The organism is Streptomyces bauhiniae (genome assembly GCF_004784475.1).
In the GTDB taxonomy this organism is placed as follows: Bacteria; Actinomycetota; Actinomycetes; order Streptomycetales; family Streptomycetaceae; genus Streptomyces; species Streptomyces seoulensis.
Map to the genome: position 1 here is coordinate 483,316 of NZ_SRRT01000002.1, position 20,880 is coordinate 504,195.

General features: G+C 71.5%; 18 protein-coding genes. 8 read left to right on the forward strand and 10 right to left on the reverse strand.

Annotated elements, in window-relative coordinates:
* Positions 1-168 precede the first annotated feature (168 nt).
* The 4 genes from E5083_RS07490 to E5083_RS07505 all read right to left on the reverse strand — a co-directional run bounded on the left by E5083_RS07490 (position 169) and on the right by E5083_RS07505 (position 8,919).
* Positions 169-6,504 (reverse strand): SDR family NAD(P)-dependent oxidoreductase, encoded by a 6,336-nt coding sequence (locus E5083_RS07490; protein ID WP_279632442.1) that lies wholly within the window; start codon positions 6,502-6,504, stop codon positions 169-171.
* A gap of 123 nt (positions 6,505-6,627) precedes the next feature.
* A complete protein-coding gene (locus E5083_RS07495) occupies positions 6,628-7,944 on the reverse strand; it encodes a beta-ketoacyl synthase N-terminal-like domain-containing protein (RefSeq protein WP_208753994.1) in 1,317 nt (438 codons plus the stop codon).
* A 59-nt stretch (positions 7,945-8,003) separates the two neighbouring features.
* Positions 8,004-8,324 carry a DUF5988 family protein gene (locus E5083_RS31970; RefSeq protein ID WP_279632443.1) on the reverse strand — a complete coding sequence of 107 codons (321 nt, stop codon included), beginning with the start codon at positions 8,322-8,324 and terminating at the stop codon, positions 8,004-8,006.
* Between the two features lie 196 nt (positions 8,325-8,520).
* A complete protein-coding gene (locus E5083_RS07505; protein WP_135784803.1) occupies positions 8,521-8,919 on the reverse strand; it encodes a hypothetical protein in 399 nt (132 codons plus the stop codon).
* An 886-nt stretch (positions 8,920-9,805) separates the two neighbouring features.
* Here E5083_RS07505 and E5083_RS07510 point away from each other — a divergent pair.
* The 4 genes from E5083_RS07510 (at position 9,806) to E5083_RS07525 (ending at position 13,158) form a co-directional block, all read left to right on the forward strand.
* The gene (locus E5083_RS07510; RefSeq protein ID WP_135784804.1) at positions 9,806-10,300 is read left to right on the forward strand and encodes an ATP-binding protein; all 495 of its coding nucleotides are present in this window, start codon (positions 9,806-9,808) and stop codon (positions 10,298-10,300) included.
* 335 nt (positions 10,301-10,635) lie between these two features.
* Positions 10,636-11,382 carry an IPT/TIG domain-containing protein gene (locus E5083_RS07515; RefSeq protein ID WP_135784805.1) on the forward strand — a complete coding sequence of 249 codons (747 nt, stop codon included), beginning with the start codon at positions 10,636-10,638 and terminating at the stop codon, positions 11,380-11,382.
* Positions 11,383-11,466: 84 nt separating this feature from the next.
* Positions 11,467-12,483, forward strand: coding sequence for an IPT/TIG domain-containing protein (locus E5083_RS07520; protein WP_135784806.1), 1,017 nt, complete (start codon positions 11,467-11,469; stop codon positions 12,481-12,483).
* A 162-nt stretch (positions 12,484-12,645) separates the two neighbouring features.
* A complete protein-coding gene (locus E5083_RS07525; protein ID WP_244317415.1) occupies positions 12,646-13,158 on the forward strand; it encodes an Ig-like domain-containing protein in 513 nt (170 codons plus the stop codon).
* A gap of 97 nt (positions 13,159-13,255) precedes the next feature.
* Here the strand turns inward: E5083_RS07525 and E5083_RS07530 are convergent, their stop codons facing one another.
* Positions 13,256-13,561 (reverse strand): STAS domain-containing protein, encoded by a 306-nt coding sequence (locus E5083_RS07530; protein WP_135784808.1) that lies wholly within the window; start codon positions 13,559-13,561, stop codon positions 13,256-13,258.
* A 325-nt stretch (positions 13,562-13,886) separates the two neighbouring features.
* Here E5083_RS07530 and E5083_RS07535 point away from each other — a divergent pair, with 325 nt between their 5' ends.
* Together E5083_RS07535 and E5083_RS07540 are read left to right on the forward strand one after the other, a co-directional pair.
* The gene (locus E5083_RS07535) at positions 13,887-14,729 is read left to right on the forward strand and encodes an SDR family oxidoreductase (protein WP_135784809.1); all 843 of its coding nucleotides are present in this window, start codon (positions 13,887-13,889) and stop codon (positions 14,727-14,729) included.
* Positions 14,726-15,745 carry a class I mannose-6-phosphate isomerase gene (locus tag E5083_RS07540; protein WP_135784810.1) on the forward strand — a complete coding sequence of 340 codons (1,020 nt, stop codon included), beginning with the start codon at positions 14,726-14,728 and terminating at the stop codon, positions 15,743-15,745. The genes E5083_RS07535 and E5083_RS07540 overlap by 4 nt, the downstream gene beginning before the upstream one ends.
* 6 nt (positions 15,746-15,751) lie before the next feature.
* Here the strand turns inward: E5083_RS07540 and E5083_RS31480 are convergent, their stop codons facing one another.
* The 3 genes from E5083_RS31480 to E5083_RS07550 form a co-directional block, all read right to left on the reverse strand.
* Positions 15,752-16,354: an amidohydrolase family protein gene (locus E5083_RS31480; protein WP_208753995.1), complete on the reverse strand. Its 603-nt coding sequence runs from the start codon at positions 16,352-16,354 to the stop codon at positions 15,752-15,754.
* Positions 16,355-16,691: 337 nt separating this feature from the next.
* Complete coding sequence (locus E5083_RS31125; RefSeq protein ID WP_167513486.1) at positions 16,692-16,985, reverse strand: hypothetical protein; 294 nt, start codon at positions 16,983-16,985, stop codon at positions 16,692-16,694.
* A 23-nt stretch (positions 16,986-17,008) separates the two neighbouring features.
* Entirely contained in the window at positions 17,009-17,593 is a 585-nt protein-coding gene (locus E5083_RS07550; protein WP_135784811.1) for a DUF6313 family protein, read from the reverse strand.
* Positions 17,594-18,182: 589 nt separating this feature from the next.
* On the opposite strand from E5083_RS07550, the gene E5083_RS07555 reads away from it, so the two are divergent.
* A complete protein-coding gene (locus E5083_RS07555; RefSeq protein ID WP_135784812.1) occupies positions 18,183-18,656 on the forward strand; it encodes a hypothetical protein in 474 nt (157 codons plus the stop codon).
* Between the two features lie 88 nt (positions 18,657-18,744).
* Here E5083_RS07555 and E5083_RS07560 read toward each other — a convergent pair whose 3' ends face one another.
* Complete coding sequence (locus E5083_RS07560) at positions 18,745-19,638, reverse strand: NADP-dependent oxidoreductase (protein WP_135784813.1); 894 nt, start codon at positions 19,636-19,638, stop codon at positions 18,745-18,747.
* 70 nt (positions 19,639-19,708) lie between these two features.
* Between E5083_RS07560 and E5083_RS07565 the strand changes: the two genes are divergently transcribed.
* Positions 19,709-20,296, forward strand: coding sequence for a TetR/AcrR family transcriptional regulator (locus tag E5083_RS07565; RefSeq protein WP_135784814.1), 588 nt, complete (start codon positions 19,709-19,711; stop codon positions 20,294-20,296).
* An 86-nt stretch (positions 20,297-20,382) separates the two neighbouring features.
* On the opposite strand, the gene E5083_RS07570 is transcribed toward E5083_RS07565, so the two are convergent.
* Entirely contained in the window at positions 20,383-20,862 is a 480-nt protein-coding gene (locus tag E5083_RS07570) for a methyltransferase domain-containing protein (RefSeq protein ID WP_135784815.1), read from the reverse strand.
* Positions 20,863-20,880: the final 18 nt, after the last annotated feature.

Consider the following 20,880-nt stretch of genomic DNA (forward strand, 5'->3'; position numbering starts at 1 on the left):
CGCCGGAGCGCGGGCGGGACACGGCATCTGCCGGCGACGCTACACGCCGGGGTCGGCTCTCACCACTGGGCAACGACTTCGACTCACCCATCCGTCGGCCTGACACCCCTGCCGGCCGGGCCGGACCCTGTTCCCACGGGACCGGCCCGGACGCCGCTGAGGCCGCGATCAGCCCGCGTTCTCCCGCAGAGCGAGGCCCATGCGTTCCGCGAGAGCGGTGGCCAGGGAGGCGATGGTCGGGTGCTGCCAGACGAAGTTGCTCGCCAGGCGGACCGCGAGGTCGGCGTCGAGCCGAATCCGCAATTCGGTGGCGAGGAGGGAGTCGAAGCCCAGGGACTTCAGGGGGGTGTCGGGATCGAGGGTGGCGCTGCCGGTACGCAGGATGGCCCGGATGTGGTCCGCGAGGTAGCTCTCCAGGGCGTTCTGGCGGGCGATACCGGCGGGCAACGCCTCCAGCCGGGCGCGGACGTCCCGCGAGCCGCCCTCCGTCCGCTCCGGCTGTGTGTGAGCGGCGTCCGCCACGTCCGGTGCGTCCGGTGCCAGGTGGGCGAAGAGGCTGGAGTCCGCGGCCTGCCGGGGAATCCAGGTCCGCGGGGCTCCGGGGATGACGGCCGTCCGGACCCGCCCGTGGGTGAGCAGGCTGTGCAGCGCCTCCAGTCCCTGGCGGGTGGGGATCGTCTCGTAGCCGCGCCCGGCGAAGTCCATGGCCTGCCCCGTCTCTCCCCAGGGACCCCAGTCGACGGCCAGCGTGGGCGAGCCGTCGCGGGTGCGCCACTGGGCGAAGGCGTCGAGCCAGGCGTTGGCCGCCGCGTACGTGCCCTGGCCGGCGTTGCCCAGCAGGCTGCTCATCGAGGAGTAGACGACGAACCAGTCCAGGGGCTGTCCGACGGTCGCCCGGTGCAGATTCCAGGCCCCCGTCACCTTGGGTGCCCAGACGCGCTCGAGCTGGTCGTCGCGGATGGTGTTGAGGGCGGCGTCGTCGAGGACCATGGCACAGTGCACCACCCCGCGCAGCGGCAACCCTCCCTCGGTGGCGGCCTCCACCAGCCGTTCCGCGGTTCCGCGCTGTGCGATGTCGCCCAGTACGACCACGGTGTCGCCGCCCAGGTCGCCGATGGCGCGGGCGGTCTCCGGTGACGGGGTCCGACGGCCGTTGAGGACGACCCGGCCCGCTCCCTGCTCGGTCAGCCAGCGGGCGGTGGCCAGGCCGAGACCGCCGAGTCCGCCGGTGATGACGTAGGCGCCGTCCGGGTGCACGACGGCCGGTCCACCGGGGTCCACCGCGATGGTCTCCCCCTCGTCGGGGACCGACAGCACGATCTTGCCGGTGTGTCCGGCACGGGCCATCAGGCGGAAGGCGTCGGCCGCGTGGTCCAGCGGATACTCCGTGCACAGCAGCGGTTTGAGGCGGGCCTCGGCGAGGTGCGCCATCACCTCGTTCAGCATCTCGCCCAGCAACTCCGGCCGTCGCCGCTGGAGTTCGATCAGGTCCACCGTGCTGAACGTGATGTTGTGACGCAGCGGACCGAGCCCGAGGGGGGCGTCGGCCATGATGTCGCGTACGCCGAGTTCGACGAAGCGGCCGAAGGGGCGCAGGCTCTTGAGGCCGGCGCGGACGGCCGGTCCGGCAAGGGAGTTGAGGACCACGTCGACTCCCTCGCCCCCGGTGGCCCGGCGGGTCTGAGCGGCGAAGTCCAGGGAGCGGGAGTCCATGACATGGCGGACCCCCATCCCGCGCAACTGGCGCCGCTTCTCCTCCGAACCGGCCGTGGCCAGGACCTCCGCGCCCAGGAGCCGGGCGACGGCGATCGCCGCCCTGCCGGTGCCCCCGGTCGCGGAGTGGATCAGTACGCGTTCGCCCGGAGCCAGTCGTGCGACGTGGCGCAGCGCGTACCAGGCGGTCAGATAGGCCGTGGGCAGCCCCGCCGCCGCCCCGGGCTTGAGCCCCGCCGGTACGGGGGCCACGGCGGTGGACGGCACCGTGACGAAGGACCCGAACGCGCCCCCCTCCAACTGGACGGCGAGCACGGCGTCCCCCGGACGGAGGTGGTCCACGCCGGGTCCTACGGCGGAGACCACGCCCGCGCACTCGAAACCGATGCGGTAGGCGGTCTCCGGCTCGGAACCGAGCATCCCCAGGGAGGTCAGGGCGTCACGGAAGTTGACGCCCGCGGCCCGTACCCGCACCTCGACCTCTCCCTCGGCGGGCCGGCGGCGGCCCGTCGAGACCAGTTCGAGGCTGTCGGGATCGCCGAACCGCCCGACCCGCAGGCGGAATCCGTCCTCCCCGAAGCGCACGGTCCGCGTGGTACGGGCCGTGCTCTCGGCCGCGGTGACGGGAGAGCGGTCGAGGCGCGCGACGTACCGGACACCACCGCGCAGCGCCACCTCGTCCTCGGGCGCGTCGGCGAGCAGCTCGGCGGCCAGGGTGCGCAGTCCGCGCCGGTCGGGATCGGTGTCGACGAGGGTGGGACGGAGATGGGGCCGTTCGACCGCCAGGACGCGGGCCACACCGCGCACCGCGCTGTGGGCGGGGCGCCCGGCCTCGTCCACCGTGACGGCGTACGCGTGCCGGGTGGCCACGTACAGCCGCCATGGCTCGCCGTGTTCGTCGGCGGCCTGGGCCAGCGCGAGCAGTCGCCGCGCGCGTTGCTGCGCGCCTGCCACGGGGTCGGTGGTGTCGGTGGAGGGTGTGCCGGACAGAAGGACCACGGCCCGCCAGGAGTCGTCCCCGGAGGTGAGGTGCCCGGCGAACACATGGCCCAGCGAGGCGAGTCCTTCCGCGGTCAGCGGCATGTCCCGCACCTGCACCCGCGCACCGGCGGAGCGCAGTTGGTCCGCCAGGCTTTCGGCCTCGCCGTCGCCCTCACCGATCACCAGCCACTCTCCGGGCAGGGCCAGTCCGGCGTGCGGCCGGGGCGCGCGGTGCCAGCCGAGCTCCATGAACCACTGGTCGACCGATGACTCGGCGGCGGGCGCGCTCCGCCGGAAGCGCACGTTGTCCAGGGCGAGTACGGTGCGGCCGCGGACGTCCAGCGCGCGGACGTCGCCGACGAGGGTCGAGCCGGTGTTCTCCGTGATCGACGCGTGGACATGCGTGGCCAGCGCGGGGTCGCCGAGGACGCGCACGGCGCCGACCCCGACCGGGAGGATCGGCGCGGGCGCGGTGTCCTGAGCGGCCCCCGCGACGACCAGTTGCAGGCACAGGTCGAGGAGGACGGGGTGGACGCTGAGCGCGGGCTCGGGGGCGGCAGCGGTGCGGGGCAGGTGGACGCGGGCCCAGTAGGTGTCGCGCCGTTCGGTGGTCCGCAGCGCGGTGATGCCGGTGAAGGCGGGGCCGTGCTCCAGCCCGCAGGCGCGCAGCCCGGCATAGAGCTTTCCGGGATCGAGGGCGACGGGATGCCGGTGCTTCAGCTCGGGGATGGACGCGGCGCGGGTGTCGGGGGGCGCGAGGGTGCGGCGGGCCACGGCCGAGGCGTGCAGTTGCCAGGAGCCGTCCGGGGCGGGCGAGTGGATCTCGCAGGTCGCCTGGCCGCCGTCGGTGAGGGTGACGGTCGTGCTCAGTTCGGTCTCGTCGTCCAGGGGCAGCAGGTCGTGGAAGGCGATGTCCACGAGTTCCACGTCGGGAGCGGCGCCGGCCAGTGCGGTGATCGCCGCGGTGTGCAGGACGGCGCAGAATCCGGCGCCGGGCAGGACGGGTGAGCCGTGTACGCGGTGGTCGTCGAGCCAGGGCAGATGCCGGGCGGGAGCGGTGGCGTGCCAGTTGTGCCGGACCGGGGCGCCGGGAATCACGGTGTGCCGGCCGGGCAGGGCGCCGTCCGCGCGGGGTGCCTCGGGTGCCTCCGTGTCGCCGGCCCAGTGGGGGATGCGGTCGAAGGTGGTCGTGGGTACGTCGGCCAGATGGCCGCCGCCGCACGGGGACGTCCAGTCGACGGTGCCGCCGTGGCAGTGGAGGGCGGCGAGCTGAGTCCGGAAGGTGGCGAGTTCGTCCTGTGCCCGGCGGAGCGTGGGCAGTACGACGGCGTGGGGCACCAGGGGGGCCAGGCTGTCGCCCAGGGACTGGGCGACCACGGGGTGGGGCGAGATCTCGATGAACACCTGGTGCCGGTCCTGGGCGGCGGCCGTCACGGCGGGGTGGAAGCGCACGGGCCGCCGGAGGTTGTCGCACCAGTACGCGGCGTCGAGCACGGGCTGCCGGCGCGGGTCCTCCGTCACAGTGGAGTAGAACGGGACGCGGGGCGGACTGGGGACGATGTCCGACAGCCCCCGGCGCAGATCCTCCAGCAGCGGGTCGACGTACGGGCTGTGCGACGCGACGTCCACCGCGACGGGAGCTGCGGGGATGCCACGCTCGTCCCACCGGTCGACGAGACGCATGATCTGTTCCGGGTCGCCGGAGACCACGCTGGCCTCGGGCGCCGCCAGGACGGCCACGCAGACACCGTCGGCGCCCGCGTCGACCAGGGCGGCTTCCACCGCGTCCGGGCCGAGGCCGACGCTGGCCATGGCGCCGGTGCCGGCGATCCGGTCCAGCAGTGCCGAGCGGCGGCAGATGACCCGTACGCCGTCGGCGAGGGTGAGGGCCCCGGCCACCACCGCGGCGGCGACCTCGCCCATGGAGTGGCCGATCACGGCGGCGGGACGGACGCCGTGCGCCTCCCAGGCCGCCGCCAGCGCGATCTGCAACGCGAACAGCACCGGCTGGACGCGCGGGCATCCGGTGACCGGCTCACCGGCCTGGACGAGATCCAGGACGGAGAAGCCCGCCTCCTTGCGGATCAGGGCGTCCGCCTCGGTGAGGGCCTTCTTGAACGCCTCGTCCTGCGCCAGGAGTTCGCGGCCCATGCCGGCCCACTGGGAGCCCTGGCCCGAGAAGACCCACACCGGGGAGCGGGGCGCGGTCACGTCGGCGGCGCCGGAGACCAGGGCGGGGGCGGGCAGGCCGTCGACGAACAGCCGCAGCGCCTCGGCGGTCTCGGCGTGGGAACGGGCGACGACCGCGAGCCGGCCACGGCCGGGACTGCGGCGCAGGGCGAGGGTGTGGGCGACGTCCCGGAGCGGGACGGTCGCCCCTTCCGCGTCCAGCCAGGCGGCCAGCTTCCCGGCGGCCTCCGGCAGCGCCCGGTGCGATCCCGCCCCGAGCAGGATCACCTCCGGCGGTGCCTGCCGGGGCCGGCGCGGTGCGGGCAGGCCGGTACGGCGGGCGGGTGGCGGCTCCTGGAGGATCACGTGGGCGTTGGTGCCGGAGAAACCGAACGAGGACACTGCCGCCAGCCTGACCGGTTCCCTGCCGGGCCAGGGGGTGCTCTCGCGCGGCACGAACAGGCGGGTGCCGTCGGCGGCGATGGCCGGATTCCACTGGGTGAAGTGCAGGTTGGCGGGGATCGTCCCGCGCCCCAGGCACAGCACGGTCTTGATGAGCCCGGTGATGCCGGCGGCCGGTTCCAGATGGCCCAGGTTGGTCTTGACCGAGCCGAGCGCGCACGGGGAGAGCCCGTGGCCGTACACGGCGGCGAGGCTCGCGAACTCCACGGGGTCGCCCAGCGGGGTGCCCGTGCCGTGCGCCTCGATCAGGGAGACGCGGGCCGGGTCGACGCCGGCCCGCGCCAGCGCGGCGCGGTAGAGGGACTGCTGGGCTTCGGCGGAGGGGGCGGCGAGACCGTCGGAACGGCCGTCCTGGTTCACCGCGGTCCCCCGGACGACGGCGAGGATGCGGTCACCGTCGCGGCGGGCGTCGGGCAGCCGCTTGAGGACGACGGCGCCGCAGCCCTCGCCGCGGACGAATCCGTCGGCCGCGGCGTCGAAGGTGTGGCAGCGTCCGGTCGGGGACAGCATGCCCATCCGCTCGAAGGACCGGGTGATGCGCGGGGCGAGCATGAGGGTGACACCGGCGGCGAGCGCCAGGTCGCACTCCTGCCGGTGCAGCGCCTCGCAGGCCAGGTGGAAGGCGACCAGGGACGAGGAGCACGCCGTGTCCAGGGCGATGCTCGGGCCGTGCAGACCGAGGAGGTAGGAGATCCGGCCGGCGGCGACGCAGTGGCCGTTCGTCAGGATGGAGCCCTCGAGTTCCCTGGGTTTTCCGGCCAGTTGGTCCATGTAGTCCTGGTAACTCAGTCCGGCGAACACGCCGGTCGGTGACCCGGCGAGCCGGTCGGGAGGCAGTCCGGCGTGTTCCAGGGCCTCCCAGACGACCTCCAGCAGAAGCCGGTGCTGGGGGTCCAGTACGTCGGCCTCGCGCCCCGCCACGCCGAAGAAGTCGGCGTCGAACCCCGAGACGTCCCCGAGGTATCCGCCCCGGAGCGCGGAGGACGCGTCGGCGGCCGGCTCGCGCCCCGCGCCTCCCGTGCCCCGGCCGGGCGGTGGCGGGCCGACCGCATCGCGTTCCTCCATCAGCAGACGCCACAGCGCGGCCGGGGAATCGACGTCTCCGGGGAGGCGGCATCCCATGCCGATGACGGCGATGGGCGCGGTGACCGGCCGGGGGGCGTGCTTGTCGTTGGCCACAGAAGTCTCCTTGTCACTGCACGAGGGGCGGGGGAACGCGAGGGGTGCCGAGGATGCGACGGCGGACTCGTGCGTGAGGGCGGAACCGCAGGGACGAGCCGCGGAGCGGCGGACGGGCGCAGATCAGACGTCCGCACTGCCCAGCAGGATCGCGCTCTTCACTCCGCCCAGTTGGTAGTTGAAGGTGAAGGCGTAGTCGAAGTCGAGGGGGCGGGACACCGTGCCGGGGACCGGGTCGAACGTCAGGTGGGCGGCCGGCTGCTCGCAGTTGGCGGTCGGGCAGACCTGGCTGTTCCGCATCATCAGCAGGGTGAGGGCCACCCCGAGACAGCCCGCCGGGGCACCGTTGTGCCCGAAGCAGCCCTCCTGCGAGGTCATGAGGAGGTCGGATGCCGCGGAGCCGTACAGCTCCCGGACCGCGTTCGACTCGAAGGCCGTGACGACCACGTTGCCGTCACTGCCGCCGTGGATGTACGGCACCTGGCCGATGTCCCAGTCGTCCCCGAGGCAGCCGCGGGCCGCCGCCACGAGGGCCCGGCCGCTCTCGTCGCTGGCCAGCGGGTTGGAGAGGCCGTCCCGTGTGGTGACCTGCGACAGGACCTGGCCGTAGGGGCGGGCGTCCCGGGCGAAGGCGTGCTCCCGGCTCTCGATCACGAGCGTCACGGACCCTTCGCCGTGATTGATGCAGTCGGCGCGCTCGTCGTACGGACGCATCAGCGCGTCGAACGACGGCAGCAGGCTGGGCATGTCCTCGGAGCGCATGGCGTCGTACGCCTTCTGGGCGCCGCTCAGCAGGCGCTGGATGTTGCGGATCATCGTGACGCTGAAGACGTCGACCCCGGTCACCACGGCGATGTCGGTCTCACCGGCGGCGATCATGCCGAGCGCGTTGCCGACCTGCACCGCGGACGAGGCACAGCCGCACGAGACCGTGAAGTTCGCGCCCCTGGACCGGGTGAGGGCGCCCTGCACCAGGGCGACGTCCGAGGGGGTGACGGCCTGCTCCGCCGCGACGAACATCTCCAGCGCCTCGGCGACGGGATAGGTCGCCGGGTCGGCGCGCAGCACGGCGAGGTAGCTGTCGATGTTGGCGTCGACTCCGCCCCGGCCCACCAGGACCGCGGCGTCCTCCAGGTCACTGCGCACATCGAGGCCGGCGTCCTGGCACGCCTGTGTGAGGGAGACCAGCCCGAAGCGGTGGGCGTCCGTGTAGTGGCGGGAGAAGAACTCCGGGATGCCCGGCACGCGCTCCTCGAACACGGCCGCGGGCAGGGTGACGCCACCGAAGTAGACGCCCTTCTTGACCAGGCACGACGTCCCGGTGGAGGCGACGCTCCAGAGCTCGTCGGCGGTGAAGACCGGGTCCTGCGGACCGGGGAGGCAGAGTCCGATCCCGGTGACGACGGCGTCGCGCGCACGGGCGCCGGCCCGCCGCCTCACGAGCTGCTCGCACGGGAGAGTGAGTCGGTCATGGGTGTTCCCTTCGACGGGTGGGGCGGCTATTCGGCCACGTAGGTACGGCAGGACCAGCGATAGACGGGCAGCTCCGCTCCCTCGTGGGTGGCGTACAGGCCCGAGAACTCGAAGTGTTCGTATGCGTTGCCGCAGAGGATCTTCACCTTGGGTTCGGATTCCAGGGATTTCACGTGCCATATCTCGGGAATCGGAATCCAGTCCGGGCCGCCGCGCAGCAGCACGGAAAGGTAATTCGGTGCCTCAGGCTGCCTCGTGAGCGGAGTGGGGAAAACCGGGGGGAGGGTCCATCGCGATGCCGCGGAAAAGGACCGGCAAAGAGAATTGAGGAAAGCGGAGATCAACATGGCGACCTGCCAGGAAAGGGGCCGGGTACTGGCGCGGGGCAGGGCACTCACAGCCGTCGACGGCGAGTGCCCTGCGCGCTCACCGCGCGCCGGACCTGGGGAGGGGGCGGCTCCGGCGGGCGGCGGGTCCCGGCTGACGCCGGGACGACGGGGGCGGGAGGGCGCCCGGGCCGGAGCCCTCCCGCTCAAGGGGTGATCAGGTCGCGCTGGCCAGCGCCTGGGTGAGCGCGGAGGCCGTGGCCTGCTCGGAGCTCAGCGCCGAGCTGGTGACGCCGAGGATGTTGTACACGAGGGCGGTGGCGTTGGTCGCCGTGGCGGTGAGGACGTTGGCCCCCACCACGGTCGGCTGACCCTGGCAGTCGCCGATGGCCGCCGCGAGGTACGTGGCGGCGGCCACGTTCTGGATGCGGGCGCCGGCCGCGTTGTTGGCCTGGTCGGCCGCGATGGCGGCGTTGTTGGCCGTCTGCGCGGACTGCAGGTCGGACACACAGGCGGAGACCGCGGGGGCGGCCGTCGCCAGCGGGGCGATGCCGACGACGGCACCGGCCGCGAGAGCGGCGGTGGCGGTGGCGGCGGCGAGACGAGAACGGAACATGTGAACTCCCTTGAACAGATGACTGGTTCACTCAATGGCCACGACACCGGTAAAAGCGGTTGCGTCCCACTGCCGGGAGTGACTGTCCGAGAAAGGGAACTCGACCTGATCGCCGCGTACTTCGCGTGGGGGGAGTGACGACCGGAACGGGTAGCAGTCACGTTCCCGGGAAGGATGGGCAACCCGCCGGTTCGTGCTCAAGTAATGCGCCACGGGTGGGAGGCATAACAAGGGGGGCATCCGGTTCGTCACCCGATTGGAGTACAGACGGCCGCCCGACCTCGCCAGAGGGCCCCACTCGGCGTGCGCGGCCCGTCCGGTCATCACCCGCCTCACGCGTATAGCAATGATTTCATCACAACGCATTAGGCCATCTGGGTGTACCTCGCATGGTAAGTGTTGCCGCCATATGCCCCATCAGTGGATAACTGTGACATCCAACGGCGGGCCCCATCCTCTCCGGTGGTGTGGTAGTCCGCACGCAGGGCGCCGGTTTCGTGCCGGTCGTTGTGGGTCGGGCTACCACGATGGGCCCACCGCGAGAGGCGTTGGATGCGTCAGCCGGCGCCGGCCAGCGCCGGCTGACGCGCCATCTCCGCTCCGGCGCGTCGGGACGAGCCGCCGGACACGACAGCCTCAGGTGTTCTCACCGCCGCGCGGCCGGCCTGCGGCCCTCTTCCGCGAAAGGCGCCGCGGCCCCCACGCGAAGCGCCTCAGTGCCCGCCCTCGCGACCGCACCTTCCAGGGGTGTCCCCGTATCGGCCGGCCCGCGCCTCGTCGGTGGCCGGAGGCCACCGGACCGCCGCCCATCGCAGAGCCGTGCATCCGAGGCCCCGGCCACGCCCGCCGAGGTCTCAAGCCCCCACAGGATCAGGAGCGACGGGACATGGAAACCACCACACGCGCCTGCGCGCGGATCGTTCTCTCCGCGGCGGACATCGACAGATGGCCGGACGCGTCGGACATCCGGCTGCCTGCTGCGGCCAAGTGCCGGTCACGCAGTCTCACCGTCTACTTCCCCGCGATGGACCGCGCCGTTCCCATCTGCCGTCATTTAAGCGGGTTATGGCTGGAGGAACAGGGTCTGGCGGACCGGGACGTCCGGTACACGACCCTGCTCGTCACCACGGAGCTGGCCACGAACGCCATCGTCCACACCGACAGCACCGTCATCATCGCCAGCCTGCGGAGGAACCGGACCCACTTGCGCGTCCAGGTGCGCGATCAGGGGCGGACGGCGACGGAGAAGCACTGGCACAAGGTCCCGGGCTTCGGCCGCGGTCTCGGCATAGTCGCCGGCTGCACCCGGGAGTTCGGCACGCACGTGGACGACGACGGCGCCCGCACGATCTGGGCCACGGTCGCCCTGACGGCGCACTGACATCGAGGCGTACGCCGGTGCGGCACCATGCCCCTCGTGCGCCCATTGCCCCTGGATCGAGTGATTGACGTCTTGCCAACTCGACCTGCGTATGGAGTACTTGAAGCAGCGAACCGGTGGGCCGCCCATCCCACGACCGGGGAACACGGTAAGGGGCGGCGTCTGCCGGTTTTTCCCTGTGCGACTTCATCTGTCCGACGCCAAGGGAATCCTCTCGGCACGACGGCATGCTTCAGCCGCCTGCTCTCCCGTACACCTCCTCGGCCAAGGCCGGCCCTCACAAGCTCACGGTTCCGCTGTGCCCCCTGTCTGTCCTGTCAGTGAGGAGTCCCTCCATGCCCATTTCCCCGAACCAGGGGTCCACCGGCGGCGGCACGCTGGTGACGATCACAGGTACGAATCTGTCCGGCACGACCGCCGTCAAGTTCGGCAGCAAGTCGGCCACCAGCATCACCAACGTCTCACCGACCCAGGTCACGGCCGTCTCCCCCTCGGGCAGCGGCACGGTCGGAGTCACCGTGACCACCCCGGGCGGTACCAGCAACCCCATCCCGTTCTTCTACGTGGGAGCGCCGTTCAAGTCCGGGATCGGCCCGGTCTCCGGCCCGCTGGAAGGCGGCAACACGGTCACCGTCAACGGTGTCGGGCTGTCGACGGCCACCAGCGTGTCCTTCGGCGGCGTCACCGCCACGCCGACGGTCGTCTCCGACACCCAGCTCACCGTCACCGTTCCGGCGGGCGCGGCGCCCGGCCCGGTGGGGGTGAGTGTGACCACGGCGGGCGGGACGAACAACGGTCTGTCCTACACCTACGTGGACGCCCCCACCGTGACCACCGTCGCACCCGCCTCCGGACCGACCTCGGGCGGTACGGGTGTGACCATCACCGGCACCAACCTCGACACCACCGAGTCCGTCACCTTCGACGGCACCCCGGCGCCGTTCTCCGTGGTGAACAGCACCACCGTCTCGGCGGTGACCCCGCCCGGTGCCGCCGGTGCGGTCGATGTGGTGGTGACGAACGCGGCCGGCTCCGACACGGCCACCGACGCCTTCACCTACGTCGCCGGCCCCGGTATCTGACCCACCCCCAACTGCCGCCCGGTTCACGCCGGGCGGCAGCCCCCTCGCCCCAGGCTTCGCCCAGGCTGCCATTGGAGCATCCTCATGCCGCCCACGATCAACACCATCAATCCCACGCAGGGGCCCACCACCGGGGGTACGACCGTCACCCTCACCGGCACGGGGATGACCGGGGCCACCGCTGTACGCTTCGGCAGCACCAACGCCACGTCCTTCACCGTCAATTCGGCCACCCAGATCACCGCCGTGAGCCCTCCCCGCGCGGCGGGAGCGGCGGCGGTGACGGTCATCCATCCGACCGGCAACAGCAACTCGGTGACGTTCACCTACGTTGTCGCGCAGGTACCCACGGTCACGGGAGTGTCGCCCGCCAACGGCCCGACCGCGGGCGGCACCAGTGTCGTCCTGACGGGGACCGGGTTCACCGGAGCCACGGCGGTCACCTTCGCGGGGATTCCGGCCACGTCGTTCCTGGTGAACTCGGCCACCCAGATCACCGCCGTCACGCCCCCCGGCATCCCCGGAGCCGCCGAGGTGAGGGTGACCACGCCGGGAGGCACCAGCGCCCCGGACGCCTTCTTCTTCTATGCCGCGCCGCCCACCCTCCAGAGCGGCGATCCCGTCCAGGGTCCGGCGGCCGGCGGCACCGTGGTCACCCTGACCGGGACCAACCTGCTCAACACCAGCGCCGTCCTCTTCGGCTCCGCCAACGCAGCCTCGTTCACCGTGGTCTCGGCGACGCAAGTCACGGCCACCGCTCCTCCCGGTGCGGGCAGCGTGCCGATCACGGTGGTCACGCCGGGCGGTACGAGCAACGCCCTGACCTTCACCTATGTCGCCCCGCCCACACTGACGGCCCTGGTGCCCAGCAGCGGCCCGACAGCGGCGGGCACCGTGGTGACCCTCACCGGCGCCAACCTGGCCACAGCCTCGGCCGTCACTTTCGGAGGTTCGCTCGCCCCGTTCACCGTGGTGTCGGACACGAAGGTCACCGCGGTCGCGCCGGCGGGCGCGCCGGGCCCGGTCACCGTGACGATCACCACCGCGGGCGGTACCAGCCCCGGTCTGCCCTACACACGCGTCGGAGCGCCCGGCATCTGACCCGTCCGCTCACCCGATCGCCCGGCGACCGGCGCAGTCGGCTGATCCGACCAGGCTACTTCGAGCGCCATGTCCCTGGAGGGCGGAAGCGACCGCCCTAGCGTGAGGCACCCCACGGCACCCGCACCCCGCGGGCCGGGAAGCGAACAAGGAACCGAACCGGTGCACATCACGCCACGCAAAGCGAGACTGACCGTCGCCGCCGCCCTCGCCGCCGTACTGGGGCTCGCCTCACCCGCCTGGGCCGTACCGTCGAGCACCACCGTGACGGCCAGCCCGCAGTCGACCTCGGTGAACAGCCCCGTACAGCTCCTGGCCACGGTCGACTGCCCTTCCGACCCCACCGGCGGCCTCGGCGTCACGTTCTTCGACGGCAGCGACCTGCTCGACACCGTGCCGGTGAACGCCAACGGCCAGGCCAGTTACACGGCCAGCTTCACCACCGCCGGCAGCCACACCATCACCGCCGCCTACAACGGCAACACCGAATGCGACGCCTCCAACAGCACCACGAACGTCCAGGTCACCGCGGCTCCGACGCCCCCCGACCCCACCCCCGGCTTCTGCCTCCTCGCCTGCGGCGGACTGATCAACTTCAGCGTCGGCGACATCACCAACAACATCAACACCTCCGGGCGCGGGATCAGCTCCCGCGTTCCGTGGCAGCACCGCTAGTTCTCCCGGCGTCCTGAACGGATGCCGGGTCACGTCGCGGTGAGGGGAGTGGCTGTCGCGCCACTCCCCTCACCGCGTGCCCGGTCCCTGCCGGCGGTCACGCCTCGGGCGCCTCGTCCGCCGACAGGGCGGAGCGGGCGGCGGCGAGGTCGACGAAGACGGGGAGCGCGGCCCCGCTCACCTCGATCATCAGTCGCATCAGCCGGTCGGCCCCGACGAGGCCGACGCGGCGGTGCAGGCGGAGCGCGATCAGGTGATTCAGCAACGCCGTGTTGACGAAGGTCACTTGACGCAGGTCGAACACGACGGGCGCGACGCTGCTCCGCAGCACTTCGTAGCTGACCCGTTCGACGACGTGGATGGAGTGAGCGTCGAAGTCGCCCCACAGTCTGATGACCCACAAGGTCCCCACGGGGGCCGCGAGCGCTCGCGCCGCATGGCTGGAAGCCCACACCGGAGGACGCACGCTCCTCCTTCTGGGCCACGGGACAATTAGTTGTCACTAGACAATCATGCCCAGCTCAATCGCGCCAACCACCGCAGGCCACCGCCTCCGGCCCCCTCCGCCGCACGCCCTCCGCATCACGTGGCAGGGCGTCGGCGGCTGGGTCACCATGGGTATGCACGGCTTCGGGGCCCAGTGACATGTGGCGGACGCCCGCGCACGGTGCCGCTGCCACGGGCCCGGTCGAGAAGCGATCCGACGGGTCCGATCTCAGGGAGGCCCCATGTCCCAGCCGCCTCGTCAGGAGCAGTCCCCGCCCGGTGTCACGAGCGAGATGACTCCCCGTCCCGATCACGGTGAGGAGAGCTACCGAGGGTTCGGGCGCCTGTCCGGCAAGGCGGCGGTGATCACCGGGGCGGACAGCGGGATCGGCCGGGCCGTCGCCATCGCCTACGCCCGCGAGGGAGCGGACGTCCTGGTCTCCTACCTCGACGAGCACGACGATGCCGCCGAGACGCGGCGCTGGGTGGAGGAGGCCGGCCGCCGCTGCGTACTGGTCCCCGGTGACGTGGCCGATCCGGCGCACTGCCGGTCCGTCATCGACAAGGCGGTCGAGGAGTTCGGCCGGGTGGACGTGCTCGTCAACAACGCCGCGTTCCAGATGACGCGGGAGTCCATCGAGGACATCCCCGACGAGGAGTGGGACCACACCCTGGCCACCAACATCAGCGCCTTCTTCCACCTGGCCAAGGCGGCCGTCCCCCACATGCGGCCCGGCGCGTCGATCATCGCGACCACCTCGGTCAACTCCGACATGCCCCCGCCGCAATTCCTTCCGTACGACGTCACCAAGGCGGGTCTGGCGAACATGGCCGGTGCCCTGGCCCAGATGCTGGCGCCCCGGGGAATCCGCGCCAACAGTGTCGCGCCGGGCCCCGTCTGGACGCCGCTCATCCCCTCCACCATGCCGCCCGAGCAGGTCGAGGGCTTCGGCTCGGACTTCCCGCTCGGGCGCGCGGGCCAGCCGGCCGAGCTCGCACCGGTGTACGTCATGCTCGCCTCCGACGAGGCGAGCTACGTCTCCGGCGCACGGATCGCGGTCACCGGCGGCCAGCCGATCCTGTGAGTGCCGACCCGGCTCTGTACCCGCTGCGGCTGACCGTCACGGCGAAGTCGCTGGTGTTCGGCGGGCACGCCATCGCACGCCGCCTGGGCAAGACCGGCATCCCGGACTGGAGCATCGCCGAGACCTGGGAATGCAGCGACGTCACCGGCAACATCGGCGTGGTGACCAACGGGCCGCTCGCCGGCAGCTCCCTGCGCCAAGTGGTCGCCGACCATCCCGAAGCGCTGATGGGCGCCGGATGGACCGGCGAGTACTTCCCCGTACTGACCAAGTTCATCGACGCCACCGGCACCCTGCCCGTGCACCTGCACGCCGACGACGAGACCGCCCGGCGCCTGGAAGGAGAGCGCAACGGCAAGACGGAAGCGTGGCACATCCTCGACGCCGCCCCCGGTGCGACCGCCCTGTGCGGCGTCCGGGACGGCGTCACGGCCGACCGGCTGCGCGCCGCGCTGGAGGCGCAGGACTTCGACGCCGTGCTGCGCCGGCTGCCGGTACGCGCGGGAGAGACCCTCTACGTACCCGGCGGCACCCCGCACAGCTTCGGACCCGACACCTTGATCTACGAGATCGAGCAGACCTCCGACGTCCAGCAGCACGCGATGCGCTGGCACATGGAGGACGGCTCCCCGGTGAGCGACGCGGAGTTCGCCGCCAACCTGGACATGCTGATGCAGGAGGTCGACCTGGACACCCGACCCGACTTCACTCCCGGACTGGGCATCGCCGTCGGCGACGCGGTGGAACGGGTCTTCCTGTGCGCCGGCCCGTACTTCGCCCTCGAACGGTGGCGCGCCGGCACCGCGGAGCCGCTGCGGCGCTCCTTCGCCACCGCCCAGATCCTCACCAACGTCGGCCTTCCGGTACGGGTGCGGACGGGCGGCTGGAACGAAGAACTCGGCCCGGCGGACACGCTGTTGCTGCCCGCGGCCTGCGCGGAGGTCGAGATCGCGGGGCCCGCCGACGTCCTGTTCGGCCACCTGCCCGGCCTGGGAGGCAAGGCGTTGGGGTGGTGAGCGCGGTCAGGCCGGTGTGCCCGCCTTGATGCCGTGCTTGAGGCACTCCCCCAGCGGACCGCCGTCGACGACGAGCAGATCGGCGTGGACGCCGACGGCGAGCGTGCCAATCCGGCCCTCCATGCGCAGCAGACGGGCGGTGGTCGGGGTGGCCGAGCGGATGACGAGGTTCACGCCCGCCTTGTGTGCCTTCTCCAGCGCGCCGAGGCCGGCCACCCGTACGTCGTCCATCTTGCGGTACGACGCCTCGCCCAGGCCTAACCGCTTGCCGGCCTCGGCCAGTTGCTCGTAAGTGACCTCCGCGACCGCCGCGCGGATCTCGTCGTCGGTGTACTGCACGGCGGACACCGCGTCGTGCAGGGAGGCGACGCCACCGGAGAGCAGCATCTTCGCGCGCGGCGGCGCGTACGGCGTCCGGGCCGTCGGCGATGCGGGCGAAGTCCGGCTGGCGCTGACAGAGGGCACACCGTCTTCGGACAGCGGGCGCGGGTCGCCGTGGCCACCGGTCTGGGGGAGCGCCTTGCCGGCGAAGACGAGACGGGGCCCGGGCAGCAGGCCCTCGTCCAGCGCTCGGGCCATGCCGTGGTCGGCGCCACCCACGTCGCTCACGGTGGGGAAGCCGCGACGCAGCAAGCGCCCGGCCTCGCGCAGGGCGCGGACGGTTGCGCAACCGCGCGTTCAGGACGCCCGTTCGGCCGCGTCGAGGCATCGTGGCCGGCCCGGCAGCGCAGCCAGATCTGGTCGCGGGCGCGTCGCCGCCCGGCAGGGCACATCGCCCGCACGCCCCCGTCCTCCACCCAACACGAGCGCGTCGCTGCCCGCTACGCCGGCCACTTGCAACCTACGCCTGGCATACGCCGGGGAGACCACCCCCCAGGGACGGGAGCGGACACGGTGCCCGTAGGGCGGACGGGTCCCCTGCGGCCGGCCAGTGGACGGTGACCACCTACGCGGACGAGCGCGGGCGACGATCGGGACCGGAAGGCTCGCGCCAGGTCCGCTCGGCACCCTCGGCTGCCGCTCGGACCTCTGGCGGCACATACTCACCGTTCTCCTGGGCGACCTGGGCCAAGTCGAGGTACATGAGCGCGGCTGCAGCGCGACCGAGCAGGTTCCCGTGGCCCTCGACTCCCCAGCGGGTGAGATGACGTGCCGCCTCGTCCAGGCCGTCCTCGGAGGCGGTGGGAAAGATCTCGCGCAACGCGGCGCGGGCAATCTCCACGGTGCTTCGTGTCTGCATCAGGACCGTCCTTCGGGCAGGGGCTACGGATGGGTGGCGCGTGCGATGCACACGAGGCACTTGTCCTCGTAGCTGGTCATCCACATGACGGCGCGTGCACAGCTCTCAGCGGAGGCGAGGGCCTCGGTGCGGTCCAGATCGGCGAGTTCGACCGTGCACAGCACGTCCCGGACGAGAATCTCCCAGTGGTCCTGGGCCTTCTTCCAGTCTCCCCGGTGCGCCCGCCGCACGTACCGGTCCAGGAACTCCTGGTCATGCGGGCCCTTGAGGTGCAGCGTCTCGAGGAAGGTGATCCTGCCCGGCAGCTTCAGCCGCCGGGCAAGGCTCCGGCGGCGGAAGAGGTGGTTGGTGGCGATCTCCTTGACCCGTTGCATTCGCGCAGCGATCACATGACCGGCGACCCCGCCGATCAGCGCCGGTACCAGCAGCCAGCCGATGACCGACGCGCCCCAGGACGAGACGTGTACGGGTCTGTCGATGAGCGTGAACACCCGGTATATGCCGCTCCAGCTCTTCTCGGCACGAACGGCCCCGAACACCCAGACCCATCCGATGATCACAGCGATCGGGACACCCCAGTCGATGAACCACTGCGTGACACCCGACAACGCCTTACGCGAACGAAATGAGCGCCGGACCCGTACGGCAATGGACTGCCCGCGCGGCGGGAGCAACGACGGCGGCAGCGGAGGCGGCGACGACAACAGAGCCCTCCCAGAACATCAGCACTCGATCACCGCACATGACGCGCCCACGCGGCCCGCGGTTGCGATGGCGTCGGGCTCTTCTGCGGCAGTTTCTCCCGGACATGTTCCGCCGCCTCAAGGTGAGCAACTGACGCCCTTGAAGTCGGCGCAGGATGCCCCGCAGAGGACAGCACGCCAGACCGCTACCGCCGGGCTTCTCAGAGCAGCGGCAAGTGCCCGAGCGGCCGGCCGCAATCAGCCTGCGCCTCCAGGAGCGCCGGTGCGCCAAAACCTTCACGGGCGTCAAACGCACCGCGGTGCCATGGGCGCGGGGTGACACGGCCGCCCACTACGGAACCGATGACCGCGCCGGAGTTTCCCCGCTACGCGGCGAGCAGGCTCACCGACCTGGCGCCCTGGGCCGTTTCGTTCGGAGCACCATGAGCGAGTCAATTGTGAAAGCTGGAAGAACGCTGTGGCCGAGTAGCAGAAGGTCGCATACGTTCACCCGGTGAGCTACGACATCACGCTCGTGCGGGTGCAGCCGGGCCTGACGCTTCAGGAGACGCTTGACCGTCTCAACGCCGACTTCGATCCCGATGGCGACCTGCCGCCGCTCCGGCTTACTCGGGCGCAACGGAACGAGTGGGGCCGAATCCTGAGACGAGTCTCGCGGGACATCGGCCCCGTCGAGTCCGAGGAGTACCTGTACAGCCTCACCCTGGAGACCGTTGGTCCGCCGGGACGCGTGCAGCTCGACTACTGCGGTGACACGGGCCATATCGAGGTCGCTTACCGCCACGCGGGGCCGGCGACGTCCGAAGTGATGAAGCTGGCCTATCGCATCGCTCGCATCGTCGAGGAAGAGAGCAGCTTGACCGGCCATGACTTCGAGGTGGACCAGCCGACCCGGACGGGTGACCCGGCCATAGCCGCCGCCCGACTGAGCAGCGTCTCCGAGTGGACACAGCATCACTTGAGCTAGTAGCTCACCCGGTGGACCAGAGAGGGATGCCCGCGACGGGGAGTCCGGCAGATCGGCTACGGCTGCGGCGGCCGTGCTGGGCCGAGGCTCAGACGACCAGAACCCGGCGTCCGCGCGTATGCCCCGCCCGGCTGTCGATGTGGGCCGCCGCGGCCTCCTCGAGTGGGTACGACTTCTCTACCGGGATGCGCAGACTCCCCCGCGAGATCAGGTCGACGGCCTCCGCGAGTGCGTCCGGGACGCTGCCGGCCACTCCGGAAAAGCGGACACCGAGTTTCGGCGCGTCGAGATCGGCGATGGAGAGTACTCGTCCAGGATCGCCCGTCAGCTCGGTCAGTTCGCGGATCACGCCCGAGCCGGCGAGGTCCAGGGCCGCGTCGACCGGGCCGAGGCGCCGTACACGCTCGGTCCAGCCGTCTCCGTACGTAGTGGCGAGGGCGCCCAGGCCGCGCAGGTAGTCCTGGTTGGCGGCCCCGGCCGTGCCGATCACCCTGATGCCGCGGTCGCGAGCGATCTGCAGCACCGCCGACCCCACTCCCCCGGCCGCGCCGCTCACGAGCAGCGTCTCGCCGGGCCGTACGCCGACCTCGCGCAGGACGCGTAGCGCGGTCTCCACCACGGAGGGGTACCCGGCCGCCTCCTCGAACGTCAGCCCCTCGGGCATCCGGGCCCAGGCCGACAGCACGGCGAACTCGGCGTAGGTGTCGGCCCCTTCGCCGAAAACGCGGTCGCCGGCCTCGACCCCTACGACGCCCTCGCCCACCTCGTCCACCACCCCGGCGGCGTCCAGCCCCACCCCGGAGGGCAGCTCGACCGGATGGGCCCCGAGGACCTGGCCCTCCCGGATTCTCCAGTCGACGGGGTTCACACCCGCCGCCCGTACGGCGATGCGCACCTGTCCCGGGCCCGCATGGGGCTCCTCGGCGTCCACGAGTCGCAGGACGTCCGGACCGCCGAACTCGGCGAAGCTCACTTTTCTCATGCGGCCGAACATAGCACTAACGGTTAGCTTTTAAGAACAGGTGTGATTTCATAGCTGCTAGGATCAAGCCATGACCGTGCCGACCGGACGCCGCGAGCGCAAGAAGGCCGCGACCCGCCAGAAGATCGCCGACACCGCCCTGCGGCTCTTCCTGGCGCACGGGTACGACGCGGTGGGCATCCGCGAGGTGGCCGCCGAGGCCGACGTGGCCGTGACCACGGTCTTCTCCCACTTCGCCTCGAAAGAGGCCCTGGTGTTCGAACAGGACGAGGACTTCGAGCAGCGCCTGGTACGGGCGGTCACCGACCGCGCCCCGCACGAACCCCTCATCCCCGCCCTGCGCCAGGAGATCCACGCCCTGGTACGGCACTGCACGGGCGACGACGCCGCCCCGGTCTGGCGGATGATCGTCGCGTCACCCGCCCTGCGGGACTACGAGGAGTCGATGCGACTGCGCCACGCCGACGCACTGGCGACCGCCATCGCCGCCAATCTCAACCTGCCGCCGACAACGACGACTTGCCGGACGATCGCACGGTTCGTGATCGACGCGTACACCCTGGCCCGCGAGACTGCCGAGCCGCAGGCCGCGGTCGACGAGATCTTCCACATGATCGAGGCGGCATGGGCGGTAGCCCGTCCGGCCCAAGGCACTTGAGACGCGGGCGGAGCGTTGAGCGCGGGCCTCGTCATCGCCCGCTTCAGCATTCCGAAGAGGTTCTCTTTCCCCCCGACCGCGACTTGTCAGTCGATGTCAAGTACCTGGGTGTCGTAGTCCGGGTCGGCCAGAGCGACCCGGCCGCCGGGCCGCACCACCCGCAGCAGTTGGTCCAGCACCCGGTCCGGTTCGGCGACGTGCTGCAGGACGCGGTCGGCCCAGGCGCCGTCGAACCGGTCCGCGCCGAACGGCAGCCGGTGTCCGTCCGCGACAACTGTGCGTGGCAGTCCCCGGTCCCGTGCCCGCGCGATCATCGTCCAGGAACTGTCGACCGCGACGACCTCCGCCCCGCTGCCTGAGCGCAGGGCCAGGGCGGCCTCCCCGGTACCCGCCCCGACTTCGAGGAACACACCGCCGGACTCGGCACGCAGGAGCTCGTGCAACCGCTGCTTGCACGCGGCGTAGAACGGCTCCACACTCAGTCGGTCCAGGACCTGCACCCACTCGGCTGGTTGGTTCTTGGTGTATGTGGAGAAGGTGCGGAGCGAAGAACGGGCTTTGGTCACCGGTGGCTAAGTTGGAAC

Bases quoted from the DNA above. Each gene is read 5' to 3' on its own strand.
- E5083_RS07510 (WP_135784804.1), top strand. From the start codon at position 9,806: ATGGAAACCACCACACGCGCCTGCGCGCGGATCGTTCTCTCCGCGGCG.
- E5083_RS07505 (WP_135784803.1), bottom strand. From the start codon at position 8,919: ATGTTCCGTTCTCGTCTCGCCGCCGCCACCGCCACCGCCGCTCTCGCG.
- E5083_RS07560 (WP_135784813.1), bottom strand. From the start codon at position 19,638: ATGAGAAAAGTGAGCTTCGCCGAGTTCGGCGGTCCGGACGTCCTGCGA.
- E5083_RS31125 (WP_167513486.1), bottom strand. From the start codon at position 16,985: ATGCAGACACGAAGCACCGTGGAGATTGCCCGCGCCGCGTTGCGCGAG.
- E5083_RS31970 (WP_279632443.1), bottom strand. From the start codon at position 8,324: ATGTTGATCTCCGCTTTCCTCAATTCTCTTTGCCGGTCCTTTTCCGCG.
- E5083_RS07520 (WP_135784806.1), top strand. From the start codon at position 11,467: ATGCCGCCCACGATCAACACCATCAATCCCACGCAGGGGCCCACCACC.
- E5083_RS07565 (WP_135784814.1), top strand. From the start codon at position 19,709: ATGACCGTGCCGACCGGACGCCGCGAGCGCAAGAAGGCCGCGACCCGC.
- E5083_RS07535 (WP_135784809.1), top strand. From the start codon at position 13,887: ATGTCCCAGCCGCCTCGTCAGGAGCAGTCCCCGCCCGGTGTCACGAGC.
- E5083_RS07515 (WP_135784805.1), top strand. From the start codon at position 10,636: ATGCCCATTTCCCCGAACCAGGGGTCCACCGGCGGCGGCACGCTGGTG.